Annotated in this window: 10 protein-coding genes and 2 pseudogenes; 10 read left to right on the top strand and 2 right to left on the bottom strand. The window is 29.5% G+C overall.

Annotation, left to right across the window (positions count from 1 at the left end):
* Both JRC48_RS07645 and JRC48_RS07640 read left to right on the top strand, forming a co-directional pair.
* Positions 1-678, top strand: a complete 678-nt coding sequence (locus JRC48_RS07645) for a sugar transferase (protein ID WP_235068977.1) — start codon at positions 1-3, stop codon at positions 676-678.
* 29 nt (positions 679-707) lie between these two features.
* On the top strand, positions 708-1,454 hold the full coding sequence (locus tag JRC48_RS07640; protein ID WP_235068976.1) for a glycosyltransferase family 2 protein: 747 nt from the start codon (positions 708-710) through the stop codon (positions 1,452-1,454).
* Positions 1,455-1,590: 136 nt separating this feature from the next.
* On the opposite strand, the pseudogene JRC48_RS07635 reads toward JRC48_RS07640, so the two are convergent.
* Positions 1,591-2,808: pseudogene (locus tag JRC48_RS07635) on the bottom strand (IS3 family transposase).
* A gap of 370 nt (positions 2,809-3,178) precedes the next feature.
* Between JRC48_RS07635 and JRC48_RS07630 the strand changes: the two are divergent.
* Positions 3,179-4,297, top strand: a complete 1,119-nt coding sequence (locus JRC48_RS07630) for a glycosyltransferase family 4 protein (protein WP_235068975.1) — start codon at positions 3,179-3,181, stop codon at positions 4,295-4,297.
* A 186-nt stretch (positions 4,298-4,483) separates the two neighbouring features.
* Here the strand turns inward: JRC48_RS07630 and JRC48_RS07625 are convergent.
* Positions 4,484-5,567, bottom strand: a pseudogene (locus tag JRC48_RS07625) (IS3 family transposase); the annotation flags it as partial.
* 460 nt (positions 5,568-6,027) lie between these two features.
* On the opposite strand from JRC48_RS07625, the gene JRC48_RS07620 reads away from it, so the two are divergent.
* The 7 genes from JRC48_RS07620 to JRC48_RS07590 all read left to right on the top strand — a co-directional run bounded on the left by JRC48_RS07620 (position 6,028) and on the right by JRC48_RS07590 (position 14,112).
* A complete protein-coding gene (locus JRC48_RS07620; RefSeq protein WP_235068974.1) occupies positions 6,028-7,164 on the top strand; it encodes an O-antigen ligase in 1,137 nt (378 codons plus the stop codon).
* Between the two features lie 20 nt (positions 7,165-7,184).
* A complete protein-coding gene (locus JRC48_RS07615) occupies positions 7,185-8,588 on the top strand; it encodes a hypothetical protein (protein ID WP_235068973.1) in 1,404 nt (467 codons plus the stop codon).
* 22 nt (positions 8,589-8,610) lie between these two features.
* Positions 8,611-9,144, top strand: a complete 534-nt coding sequence (locus JRC48_RS07610; RefSeq protein ID WP_235068972.1) for an acyltransferase — start codon at positions 8,611-8,613, stop codon at positions 9,142-9,144.
* A gap of 125 nt (positions 9,145-9,269) precedes the next feature.
* Positions 9,270-10,436, top strand: a complete 1,167-nt coding sequence (locus JRC48_RS07605) for a nucleotide sugar dehydrogenase (protein ID WP_235068971.1) — start codon at positions 9,270-9,272, stop codon at positions 10,434-10,436.
* Positions 10,437-10,485: 49 nt separating this feature from the next.
* A complete protein-coding gene (locus JRC48_RS07600; RefSeq protein WP_235068970.1) occupies positions 10,486-11,874 on the top strand; it encodes a lipopolysaccharide biosynthesis protein in 1,389 nt (462 codons plus the stop codon).
* A 25-nt stretch (positions 11,875-11,899) separates the two neighbouring features.
* A complete protein-coding gene (locus tag JRC48_RS07595; RefSeq protein ID WP_235068969.1) occupies positions 11,900-12,625 on the top strand; it encodes a cytidylyltransferase domain-containing protein in 726 nt (241 codons plus the stop codon).
* Positions 12,622-14,112 (top strand): sodium:solute symporter, encoded by a 1,491-nt coding sequence (locus JRC48_RS07590; protein ID WP_235068968.1) that lies wholly within the window; start codon positions 12,622-12,624, stop codon positions 14,110-14,112. Before JRC48_RS07595 ends, JRC48_RS07590 begins: the two co-directional genes overlap by 4 nt.

Here is a 14,112-nt window from a genome sequence, read left to right as displayed (position 1 = left end):
ATGTATCATAAATATTTTAAAAGAGTCTTGGATATTATTATTTCACTAGGAGCTATTATTATACTCTCCCCAGTTATTATAATTGTCTCAGCGTTAGTTCGTCTTAAATTAGGTAATCCAGTTATTTTTAAGCAAAAACGTCCAGGAAAGGATTGTAAAATTTTCACCATGTATAAGTTCAGGACAATGACAGATGAAAAAGATGGGAATGGAGAACTATTACCAGATGATATTAGACTTACTAAATTTGGAAAATGGTTACGAAGTACAAGTTTGGATGAATTACCAGAGCTATGGAATGTTTTAAAAGGAGATATGTCATTAGTAGGTCCAAGACCACAACTAGTTCGTGATATGGTTTTTTTTGATACCAACCAAATTAAAAGGCAAGAAGTTTTACCGGGATTAACAGGCTTAGCACAAGTGAGTGGTAGAAACTCAATTTCATGGGAACAAAAATTGAATTATGATTTAGATTATATTAAAAAAATCACGTTTGTAGGAGATTTTAAGATTATATTGAGTACAATATCCAAAGTTTTTTTCCGAGAAAATATTCATGCAGATGGTATGCAAACGGCAGAAGACTTCGGAGACTATTTAATCAGAACTCAGAAAATAGATAAAAAAACTTATGATGTTAAAATTTCATTAAGTAAGAAACTGTTAAGTAAATAGTAAAAAGATTAACTTAAAGGAGAATAAATTTGAATAATCAAAAAAATTTAGTTTCAATTGTTACGCCTGTATATAATTCAGAAAAATATATTAAAGATACTATTAAAAGTGTATTATCTCAAACGTATACTAACTGGGAAATGCTAATTGTAGATGATTGTTCCATAGATGAAACAGCAAGTATTATTGCTCAATTTAAAGATCCACGTATTCGTTACATTAAGTTATCTCACAATTCAGGTGCAGCAAGAGCTAGAAACGTTGCTTTAGAAAATATTAATGGTAAATTTATAGCTTTTTTAGATGCTGACGATATGTGGAAACCTGATAAGCTAGAAACTCAACTTAAATTTATGTTAGATAATAACTATGCATTTACTTATACAGCATATGAAATAATTCAAGAAGGAGATAATAAGTTAATAAACGTACCTAATAAGTTAAGTTATAGTCAGTTTATGAAGAATACTATAATTGGAACATTAACAGTAATGATTAATACAGAAATTACTGGAAGTATTAGATTGGTAGACGTAAAGAAAGATCATGACTCAATGACATGGGCTAAATTACTGAGATCAGGATATACCGCATATGGTCTTAATGAATCTTTAGCTTATTATAGAAAAGTGAGCGGATCTATTTCTAATAACAAAATAAAGGCTGCCTTAAATCATTGGAAAAATTGTAGAAATATAGAACGATTATCCGTATGTAAATGTGCTTATTATTTTATTTTTTATGCTGCAAATGCATTTAAAAAACATTTATTTTAATTAATACTACTATGGATAAGTGTAGGTGACTAGCCTAATTAAAGTCTAGATAAATTTTATATGCATATAGTGTTCTATACATTAAGAATTAATATTCTATTTAATTGTATTCATAAAATGGATTGTCAACACTAAACTAAACAACTTTTTTAAGGGTATTTTGACGATATTCAACTGGGGTTAAGTATTCCAGTGAAGAATGAATCCGATGGTTATTATACCAGTTAACGTAATCGGCAAATTCACAGCCTAACTGTTCTTGTGTTTCAAACCTTTGATTGTTTACAAATTCTGTTTTAATCACTTTGTAAGTGGCTTCTGCGACAGCGTTATCATAAGGACAACCCTTCATACTGAGTGATCGCTCAATGTTAAACGTATCTAAAATCTCATCAATGATTTGATTCTTAAATTCATTTCCCCGATTTGTGTGGAAAATCTTGATTTGACTTAAGTTCGTTTGGACGGTACAAAATGCCTTCTTAACTAATTCTGCATCCTTATTAGGACCCGAACTATAACCGATAATTTCACGATTAAATAGGTCAATAAGTACACAAAGATAGTGCCAGCGATGACCGACTCTGACGTATGTTAAATCACTGACAACCACGTTTAAATAAGGCTGCTTATCAAAGTGACGATCCACGATGTTTTCGATCCTATTTTCGTTACATTTTGCTGAATGCGGCTTAAAGTGAGCGACCGTATAGTTTGATACTAAGCCTTCTTGTTTCATGATACGACCGATGCGACGACGAGAAACTTGTTGTCCCATTTTGTTTAATTCGTGTTTAATTTTTCGAGTCTACTGCCCATCAAAGGAGGATACCTTTCCTTCGGAAAGGACGGGGACCCTATAATTATTTCGGCTTCGACGAAAAATCTCAATGATATCGGTAACCAGTTGAGCCTCATCTTTCTTCGGTTTAGATTCGTAATAATAAGTGCTACGAGACACCTGAAGGACTTTGCACATCGCTGAAACAGAATATTTGTACCCACAGGGCATAAATGAGTGTTGTTTTTAATCACATTTATTTTCGTCCTAAGATCAGTGCGGCTTGCTTCGGTGTACCCCTTGCGGGTATAAAATATCATTTTCCATTTCAAGTTGTTTAATCTTCTTACGAAGTTGAATCAATTCATTTTCTTCGTCTGTTCGGTTGTCTTTCTCTTTAAAAGAACCGATAGAAGTCGATTGTTTAATCCATTTGTCGAGTATAGAGGGTGAAAGATCGTATTCGCGAACAATATCACATGTACGTTTTCCATTTAAATAAAGCTGGACTAATTGAGTTTTAAATTCATCTGTATAAGTACGGCGAGGTCTACGAGTTTTCGTTTGGGTCATGTTAAAGCTCCTTTAGATTAATATAATTTATCATTTTACATGACCTTAAAAAAACTGTCTAATTAATTGTAACCTATCTAAAGAAATAAATAGCGTAGATTTATAAACAAGCTGGAATCCTCTTATTCCGATATATAGATAAGGATTCTTTGTCTTAGTTAATATTAACTAATTAGTCAATAAATATATAAGTCCAGATAAGTTTTTCATATCGGAAAACTTTTAGCTGGACTATAGTCTGCCTTAGTATTAAAGTAATTGCTCAACTAAGACTGATATACAATGATGAAATACATTTCTGTTTCTATATATATTAATATTATTTAAAGATTGAACGGTTATAATAAATAATTTAATCAAGGGAGGAATTATGAATTTATTAAATATTAATTCTTACTTTTTAAGCTCTTCCGTACATAATACACTTGAGAAAGTTTTAATGAAAGAATGCTCTAGTATAAAAACCTTTGTTCCAATTCAAAAAGATTATATTATTCGTAAGGAATGTGATTTAAGATACGATAAACATGTTAGTATCGTGAAATGTTTTAATAAGTATGATAGACTCCTATTTAAATATAAAGGTAACAAAATATATCGTCACCTAATAAACCAATATAGATGGAATGAATTTGATATAATACATGCTCATTCTTTATTTACTAATGGATATCACGCCATGAAACTAAAAGAGGTTTATAAAATACCTTATGTAGTAACGATACGTGATACAGATATTAATTTCTTCTTTAAGAAGATTAAATACCTAAGAAGACTAGGAAATGAAATTTTAGCTAATGCAGATGCAATAGTATTTTTATCTCCAATGTATAAAGAAAGGTTGATAACTACATATATTTATGATTCTCTAAAAACAGATATAATAAAGAAATCTGTAGTAATACCTAATCCTATTGATAATTACTGGTTAGATAATTGTCATACTCAAACTAATATAATAGGAGATGTTATAAAAATTATTTATGTAGGGCAAATTAATAAACGGAAAAATTTGTTAAAATCTATTTTAGCCATAGAACGCTTAATAAATCAAGGGTATAAAATAGAGTTCTCGATAGTCGGTAAAGTAGGGCAATCAGATCTTGAGAAGAAGTTTTTAAAGTATAGTTTTATAAATCGAATTTATCAATTATCTAAAGAAGAATTAATTAAACAATATAGAAAAAATCATATTTTTTTAATGCCTTCTATTACTGAAAGTTTTGGATTAGTTTATGCAGAAGCATTATCACAAGGTATTCCTGTAATATATACCAAAAATGAGGGATTTGACGGTCAGTTTGAAAATGGACTAGTAGGGTATTGCGTTGACTGTTATGATGAGGTTGATATTTCAAATAAAATAAAGCTAGCTATAGAAAATTATGATATATTGGTAAAAAACACTACTTTAAGCAGCTTTAAATTTTCTTCAGAAGTTATTTCTAATGAATTTTTAAGTATTTACAACAGTATTATCTTAGATTAAGTATACAAATTCTTTTTTATTTACTAGTGTAATAAGAACTATGAGATATTATAAATATTTACAAAATAAATAAATTCATAATTCAATTAAACTTTACTTAAATGGTAAATATAACGGTGAAATTATTCTTGAATATGATCTCTCTTTGAATTTACTGGAGTAATAAATCAATTTCTATGTATTCTTTTAAAGAGAAGAATGGATCCGATGATTGTTATACCAATTTATATAGTCGGCAAATGCATAGCCTAATTGTTCTGGTGTTTCAAATAAGTGTTGATTAACAAATTCGGTTTTAATTACTTTATAAGTCGCTTCTGCGACAGCGTTATCATAGGGACATCCTTTCGTGCTTAGAGATCGCTCAATGTTAAACGTATCTAAAATCTCATCAATGATTTGATTCTTAAATTCATTCCCTACCAGCGGAGGATACATTTACTTCGTAAATGGCAGGTGACCCATTTCCCCGATCAGTGTGGAAGATCTTGATTTGACTTAGGTTAGTTTTGAATGTACAAAAAGCCTTCTTAACTAATGCTGCATCCTTATTGGGACCGGAACTATAACCAATAATTTCACGATTAAACAGGTCAACAAGCACACAAAGATAGTGCCAGCGATGACCAACTCTAACGTACGTTAAATCACTGACAACCACGTTTAAATGAGGCTGTTCATTAAAGTTACGATCCACGATATTTTTGATCTTATCTTCGTTACATTTAGCTGGATATGGCTTAAATTGAGCGACCGTATAGTTTGAGACAAGACCAACTTGTTTCATGATACGACCGATGCGACGGCGTGAAACCTGTTGTCCCCCCTTTTTCAATTCTTGCTTAATTTTTCGAGTTCCGTAATTGTTTCGGCTTCGACGAAAAATCTCAATGATATCAGTAACCAGTTGAGCTTCATCTTTCCTCGGTTTAGATTCGTAATAATAAGTGCTACGAGGCACATGAAGGACTTTACACATCGCTGAAACTGAATATTTGTGAGTATTGTTTTTAATCACAGTTATTTTGTCCTAAGATCAGCGCGGCTTGCTTCGGCGTACCCCTTGCGGGTATAAAATATCATTTTCCATTTCTAATTGTTTAACCTTTTTGCGTAGTTGGATTAATTCTTGTTCTTCTTCCGAACGGTTATCTTTCTCCTTAAAAGAACCAGTAGAAGTCGATTGCTTAATCCATTTATCGAGTAAAGACGATGAAAGATCATATTCACGAACAATATCACATTTACGCTTACCATTGAGATAAAGTTGAGCTCATTCCCTAGCAGTGGAGGACTTATGCTTTGCATGCTAGGTGACCCATTGATTCTTAAATTCATCTGAGTAAGTACGGCGAGGTCTACGAGTTTTAGTTTGGGTCATGTTAAAGCTCCTTTAGATTGATATGATTTATAATTCTACATGACCTTAAAAAAACTGTCTAATTAATTGTAACCTATCCATAGTGTTTGTAATCTAGTCACTATATATAGGAAAAAAGCTAGTATCATTTTCTCTAGGATTTGATATAAAAAAATTTAATTTGTTATCGATAGTCAACATAGATACTTAACATATTATATAATTTAAATTCATACGGAGGAGATTAAATATTAATAAGATACAATTTAGATTTAATATTACTTCAATACTGTTTCATATTACTATAGTTTCTGCAATATGGTCGAATGCTTTATCTATTACTTACATCTCTAGTATAGGAAATATAACATTGTATAGAATAGTATCCCTGATATGTCTAGTGGCTCTATTTTTAAAAACTTTATTTAAGGGGATAAAGTTATCAAGTCAAATATATGTTTTTATTTTTATCTGGTTATATTTTTTAATATATGGAGGATTTTCTCTCTCATTAGTTCCATCTTTTAAACAGTCTATTGGTCATTATGTCAATTATTTTTATGGAATAGTGTTAGTTTTAATATGTTTATTATATTTGAGAAATTATTCAAATATTAAAAGCTTAATGAAAAATATCCAATTGAACGTTATACTTGTGATATTATTTAGTGTGGAAGAAACTTTGTTTGGTCAGTATTTATTTTCTTATCATCCTATATGGTCGACAAGATTGAATAGCTTAGGATTTCATCATCCTCTTGTTCAATTTTATAATCCTAATGATTTAGCAGTTTTTGTAACAATGTTTTCATTATTGTTAACAGTTTTTTATATAAAATATGAAAAAAATAATAAATTTCTAATTTATTTTATCTACTTAGGATCTATATTAATTACTTTTGTAACAGATGCAAAGATATGTCAAATTATTTTGATAATATTTATTGTCATTTTAGGAGGGAATCAAAAATTAAATAAAAAAAAATATAGTCTAGGTAAGATAATGACTACCTATATTTTTATCTTTTCAATTTTCATGTTACTATTAATTTTTATATCAAAAAATAACTTTATAATCTTTTTTCTGAGTCAATTCTCTGATGGTATTTTAAAATCCAACTCAATGCAAACAAGATTTTATTTGTGGAAAAAAGGATTTGAATTATTTATAAAAAGCCCTTTTTTAGGGTTAGGAGTAGGTGCAACTGAGACATTAGTTAGTAATGACCTCCTTATAAAACAAATATACAAAGTTGGTAATATACATAACTTTTTCATTGAGTTTTTAGCTGATTTTGGATTTATAAATTTTTTACTATTAATTTATATATTTTATAAAATCTTTATCAGTAAATCTATATTTAAATATATTTGTAAGATTGGAATAGTAATATTCTTAATTTGTTCGATTGTTCTAACAACTTTTTTAAATATGCTTTATATATGGTTATTTTTAGGTGTTATTTTAGTCTTATCTATTAACTTTAAAAAAATAGAGCATAGTTAGTTCATTAAGGAGTGAGTGAATTGATAGATAAATTCTTAGTAATAGAGGAAAAATATAATTTTTGGGACAGAAATATAGAGGGATTTCATTATTGGGCGTATATTAGAAGAACAATATATGAGAGTTTATACTTAAAAAGAAGTTCGGCTCATGATCTTAAAAAGCTTAGCCTTAATGATAAATTATTAATCTTAAAAGATGCTGTTATAAACCTACTTAATATTAAATTTTTAAATGAAAATAAGGATATAGTAGTTAGAAATCATCCACGAAAAATTAAAGCTTTTGATACCAGTGATGAAGTTTGTATTTATACTGAATTATTAATACAAAGTCTATCGAAAGATAATTTAATAATCATGGAGAAAAGTTATCAAGGGAAACATGTTCCAAGAATAGATGAGTGTGATGTAATGTATATGGATTTTATTGATATTATTACGTATATTACTTCACCTATTCTTAAATTGATGCATAATAGATCTTTATTGAATTTAGAAATTGAAATGATAGATGTAATAAACATTTTAGAAAATGAATTAAATTTAAAAATTAATCCCAAAAAAATATTACTCGATGTTAAAAATTTATATATTCATTATAAAATTAAATATTTCTTACTAAATAAAATTTTAAACAAAATAAATCCGCGCCTTATTATTGAAGTAGTTCATTATAATTTTGAAAATATGATTATAAACGAAATAGCTAAGAAAAAAAATATTAGAACTATCGAATTACAGCACGGAATTTTAGGTAAAAAACATATAAATTATAATTATAGTAAAAAAAGAATCCATAGTTTTTTTCCTGATGAAATATTCCTATTTTCAGAATATTGGAAGTATAATACCAGACTTCCAATCGATGACTCAAGACAACATATAGTAGGTTTTCCTTATATTGAAAAGTACGTTAAAAACAATAATTTATATAAAAAAAGAGAATGTATATTGTTTATTTCACAAGCTACAATAGGATATGAACTTAGTAAGTTGGCTGTTCAGTTAGGAGAAGAGTTGAGGGAGAGAAATTTAAATTATAAGATTATTTATAAACTTCATCCTGCAGAATATTTATGTTGGAAAGTAAATTATCCGTGGTTGTATGAAAACAGTGATTTTATAGAGGTTATCGATTACAATATAAATATTTATAATTTGTTTGAAAAATCATTTATTCAGATAGGTGTGTATTCTACTGCTCTATACGAAGGATTAGCTTTTGATTTAGAAACTTATATTTTAAATATGTCAGAAGCAGATTTTGTGAGTGATTTATATACTAGTGGATACGCTGTTTTAATAAATAACATTAGTGATATCATCTACTTATTAAAGCAATTAAATGTTAATAAAACTAGTAAAAAGAATCATTTTTGGAGTCAGGATGCTTTAGAAAAAATGATACAATTATGTAAATAAATTAAGATAGAGATGTGAGATAATGAAATTTATTATTAAGTTAATGTTCAAAACTTATAGAAAAATAAAGATATATATTTATACAAGTAAAGTTAAAATGATGTGTAAAAGTTACGGTAAGTATATAAAAGTGAATAATAATTCTATTGTTACTAGTCATACAACTTTAGCAAATAATATTCATTTTAATGGTATAAAGATTACAGGGAAAGGTGAGGTTTTCATTGGAGATAATTTCCACTCTGGAGAAGATTGTCTAATTATAACTAATTATCATAACTATGATAATGGCTGTGCTATTCCTTATGATAATACGTATATTCAAAAAGATGTAGTAATTCAAGATAATGTTTGGTTAGGGTCAAGAGTAATAATTTTAGGTGGAGTTAAGATCGGCGAAGGAGCAATAATTCAAGCAGGAAGCACAGTAGTCAATGATATTCCACCGTATGCAATAGCTGGAGGTCATCCAGCCAGAGTCTTTAAGTATAGAAACATAGATCACTATAAAAATTTAAAAAGTCAAAAAAAAGTTCTATTAAAGATCTATGTTTAAATAAATATCTATAAATAAATTCATTTGTACAATCAATTTTTAATGATGATGTAGATTATCTAGTTCTTTAATTAAATATTGAAAATCAGTGAAATTAGAAAAGAATAAAAAGGGAGGAGATTTAAATGAAAATTACGGTAGCTGGAACAGGATATGTAGGGTTATCAAACGCGATTTTACTTGCTCAATATAATGAGGTAATTGCTTTAGATATTGTTGAAGAAAAGGTTAACATGATTAACGAGAGAAGATCTCCAATTGTGGATGCTGAGATTGAAGAATATTTAGCGACAAAAGAGTTAAACTTGGTGGCAACAACCGATACTCTTACCGCTTATAAAGATGCGGATTATGTCATTATCTCAACACCCACGAATTATGATCCCGAATTGAACTATTTCAATACAAGATCAGTCGAAGCTGTGATTGCTAATGTCTTATCGATTAATCCAGAGGCGACGATGGTGATTAAATCAACCGTACCTGTTGGATACACAGAAAAAGTACGTAAAATGTTTGAGACAGATAATATTATTTTTTCACCAGAGTTTTTGCGTGAAGGCCGTGCCTTATATGATAATTTATATCCATCACGTATCATTGTAGGAGAACAATCGGAACGTGCACGTTGTTTTGCGGATCTTTTAGTCGAAGGTGCGATCAAAGAAGATATTCCTGTTTTATTCACTAATTCAACAGAGGCTGAGGCTGTTAAACTATTTTCAAACACTTATCTAGCGTTACGTGTTGCTTACTTTAATGAACTAGACACGTACGCTGAAATCCGAGGTTTAGATACTGAGCAAATTATTGAGGGAGTTGGGCTTGATCCACGTATTGGAACGCATTACAATAATCCTTCATTTGGATATGGAGGATACTGTTTACCCAAAGATACCAAACAACTTCGTGCGAATTATGCAGATGTTCCTAATAACATTATTGAAGCCATTGTAGATGCCAATCGCACACGTAAAGATCATATCGCTGATATGATTATGAAGCGAAATCCTAAAACCGTAGGGATTTATCGCTTAACAATGAAGACGGATTCGGATAATTTCCGCGCCTCATCGATTCAAGGAATTATGAAGCGTCTAAAAGGGAAAGGAATAGATGTTGTTGTTTATGAACCAGTCTTAACAGAAGAGACATTTTATAATTCAAAAGTAATTAAAGATTTAGATAAATTCAAAGCAATGAGTGATGTAATTGTTTCAAATCGCTTATGCCAAGAATTGATAGAAGTTATTGATAAAGTATATACAAGAGATATATATACAAGAGATTAACCGAAGATCGCTTAGATATATATTGATAAAGATAGAAAGTTGAGAGAAAATGAAAAATCACTTTTTAAAATCTAGTATTATTTATTTTATAGGAAATATTTTATTAAAAGGAATATCGTTTTTTACGTTACCTATTTTTACTCGTCTAATGTTACCTGAAGATTATGGATCGTATTCTATATATACAGCTAGTGTAGGCATAGTTAGTATATTGATGGGATTACAGATAAATGGAACTGTCAGTATTTCATACGGAAACAAAAATATTGAAGAGTTTGAAAGGTACGTTTCAAATATATCTTTATTTCCACTAGTAGGTTTTTTTATTAGCCTTAGTCTTTTAGTAACTTTTCCTTTTTTGATTGATGTTATTCAAGTTCCATCACTAATGTTTGGTATAATGTTATTGTTCCAATCGTTTTTGGGTATAATTGTAAATATTTATATGTCAGAATTAGTAATTAAAAAGCTTCCTCAAAAACATTTAATTTTTTCAGTTGTTACAACGTTTTTAAATGTATTTTTATCTTTAAATTTTGTTTTATTATTTAAAAATAATACTTATTTAGCTCGAGTAATAGCAGGTATTATTTCAACAGGGTTTATAGGTATATATATTTTATTAAAGTATATTTCACGTATTAATCTATTTTTTGTAAAAAAAGATTGGATTGATGGATTGAAACTGTCATTGCCTCTTATTTTTCATAGTTTAAGTAGTCAAGTTTTAAACGTTGCTGACCGTTATATGATTTCATATTGTAAAGATCATGCTGCAACAGCAATTTATAGCTTTTCATATAGTCTAGGTTCAATCATAAGTATGATTTGGCAATCAATAAACAATGCTTGGATACCATGGTATTTTGAACAGCTTAAAGTCAAAAACCACTGTTTAATCAAAGAATATAGTAAACAATATATTATTTTCTTTATTTGGTTAGTTAGTTGTTTCTTGTTAGTTTCACCTGAATTAGTCTATCTAATGGGGGGAAAAGAGTATGTTCAAGGGATTTATATTGTACCACTTATTGCTTTAGGCTATTTCTTTGTTTTTTACTATAGTTTTTACGTTAATTATCAATTTTATAAACAAAAAACAACACTAATTCCAATTGCAACAATGGGAGCGGCTATTATTAATATCATATTAAATATTTGGATAATTCCAAAATTAGGAGTAATAGGAGCAGCTTTAACAACAGCTATTTCTTATTTTTTAATGTTAGTTTTTCATTATATTATAACCTCGTATTTACTAAAGCATAGAGATATTCCTGATAGCTATTTAATTAGATCAAGTATATTTATGACGATATTTACCGTAATTATTTATGTTGTTTTAAATCAGATAATAATCAGATATACAGCTTTAATTATTTTTATTATTATTTATGGGGGATATATATTTTATAAGTTCAAACTATTAAAAAGATAGGTAAATAAGACAGGAGAGATAAGAGATGAATAGAATCTTAGCGATTATTCCTGCCCGAGCAGGGAGTAAAGGGATTAAGGATAAAAATATTATTGATTTAAATGGTAAGCCATTGATTGCTTATTCAATTGAAGCTGCCAAAAAGTCTAAGTGTATTGATCGTATTGTCGTTTCAACGGATGGTGAGGAAATTGCTAAAGTGGCCAGGGAGTGGGGGGCGGATGTTCCTTTCTTAAGACCAGACTATTTAGCATCAGATACTGCCAAAACAATTGATGCAATGGTGCATTGTATTGAGACGTTAAAAGAGATGGGGGAGGAGTATGATTATGTTGTTTTACTCCAACCAACTCAACCTTTACGAAAAGCACAACATATTGACGAGGCTATTGAACAACTAATTAGTTCTGGAGAAGAAAGTTTGGTGAGTATCTCTAAAGTTAAAGATCATCCAATTCTCATTAGAACACTGGATGATACTGGACATGTGATTAACTTATTGAATACATCAAGTACTCAACGACGCCAGGATTTTCCTGATTACTATAAGGTTAATGGAGCCATTTATATTAATAAATTAAATGAGAATTTTAATCTAGAAACTAGTTTGAATGATAACCGATTAGCTTATGTCATGAACGAAAAGTATGATGTTGATATCGATGAATTACTCGATTTGAAAATTGCAGAATTATTATTAACAAAAAATTTAAGTTTTAAAGAATCAGAGAGGAAGGTGAGTAAAGGATGAATGGATTAACAAGTATTGATCTTATCATTGTTATTGTTTATTTATTAGCTGTACTAATGGCAGGGCTATATTTTTCAAAAAGTCCGATGGAAGGAAAGTCTTATTTTAAAGGAGACGGGTCCATTCCTTGGTGGGTAACTTCAGTCTCAATTTTTGCCACGTTATTGAGTCCAATTTCTTTTTTATCGATTGCTGGAAACTCATATAGTGGGACATGGTTGCTATGGTTTGCACAATTAGGAATTTTTATTGCGGTTCCGCTAACAATTAGGTTATTTTTACCGGTTTATAGTAAACTTAATATTGATACTGCGTATCATTATTTGGAACTACGATATGAGAGTAAAGGATTACGAGTTTTAGGAGCGATCTTATTTATTATTTACCAGATTGGGCGTATGTCAATTATTATGTACTTACCGTCAATTGTACTATCTCAGCTAGTTGGAATTGATACTAATTTATTAATTATTATTATGGGGATTATAGCAATCGTTTATTCTTACGGCGGAGGATTAAAGTCTGTTTTATGGACAGATTTTATTCAGGGTGTTGTATTGATAGCAGGTATTTTACTCACATTAGTTTATTTAATTTTCTCTATTGATGGAGGAATCATTGAGATCGTTAATACGCTATCTATGGATAAGTTTTTAGCCGTAGATGAAGTAATCTTTGATCCGAATATTCTGAAATCAAGTGTCTTTATTATTTTAGTTGGTGCAGGAATTAACACATTCTCTTCTTATATTTCAAGTCAAGATATTGTTCAACGTTTTACTACAACGACTGATATTAAAGAATTACGTAAAATGACCTTTGGAAATGGATTCTTATCGATTGGAACAACAACGGTTATTTATCTAATTGGGACAGCCTTATTTGTCTTTTATCATCAAAATCCAGGGTTGTTACAAACAGCACATCAAGATCAAATTTTTGCATCATTTATTGTTTATCAATTACCAGTTGGAATCTCAGGTATTTTATTGGCTGCTATTTATGCCGCTTCTCAATCAACCATTTCGACAGGATTAAATTCTGTTGCAACAAGTTGGGTTTTAGATATTCAAGGTTGCTTTTCAAAACAAATTTCTACTGAAAAACAAACACAAATCGCAAAATGGGTATCGTTAGGTGTTGGAGTTGTCTCTATTATTGTTGCCATGATTTTAGCGAATGGAGAAATCAAATCAGCCTATGAATGGTTTAATAGCTTCATGGGATTAGTACTGGGTGTTTTAGCAGGTATTTTTGTATTAGGAGTCATTAATAAAAAAGCGACAAAGTTAGGGGCTTATGTAGGATTTATCATATCTGCAATTGTAGTGATTAATTTGAAGTACAATCATCCAGAAGTTACATCATGGAGCTATTCTATTGTGACAATTGCTACTTCATGTGTCGTAGGCTTTGTGGTAAGTTATATTGAAGAAAAGGTAAAGGTCGCAAGGTACAGTAAATTAAGTATGATTGAATTTGAATAG

Origin of the sequence: Turicibacter sp. TJ11, assembly GCF_021497505.1 — a bacterium.
Lineage (GTDB): Bacteria > Bacillota_I > Bacilli_A > MOL361 > Turicibacteraceae > Turicibacter.
This window is presented reverse-complemented; position numbering and strand designations above follow the sequence as displayed.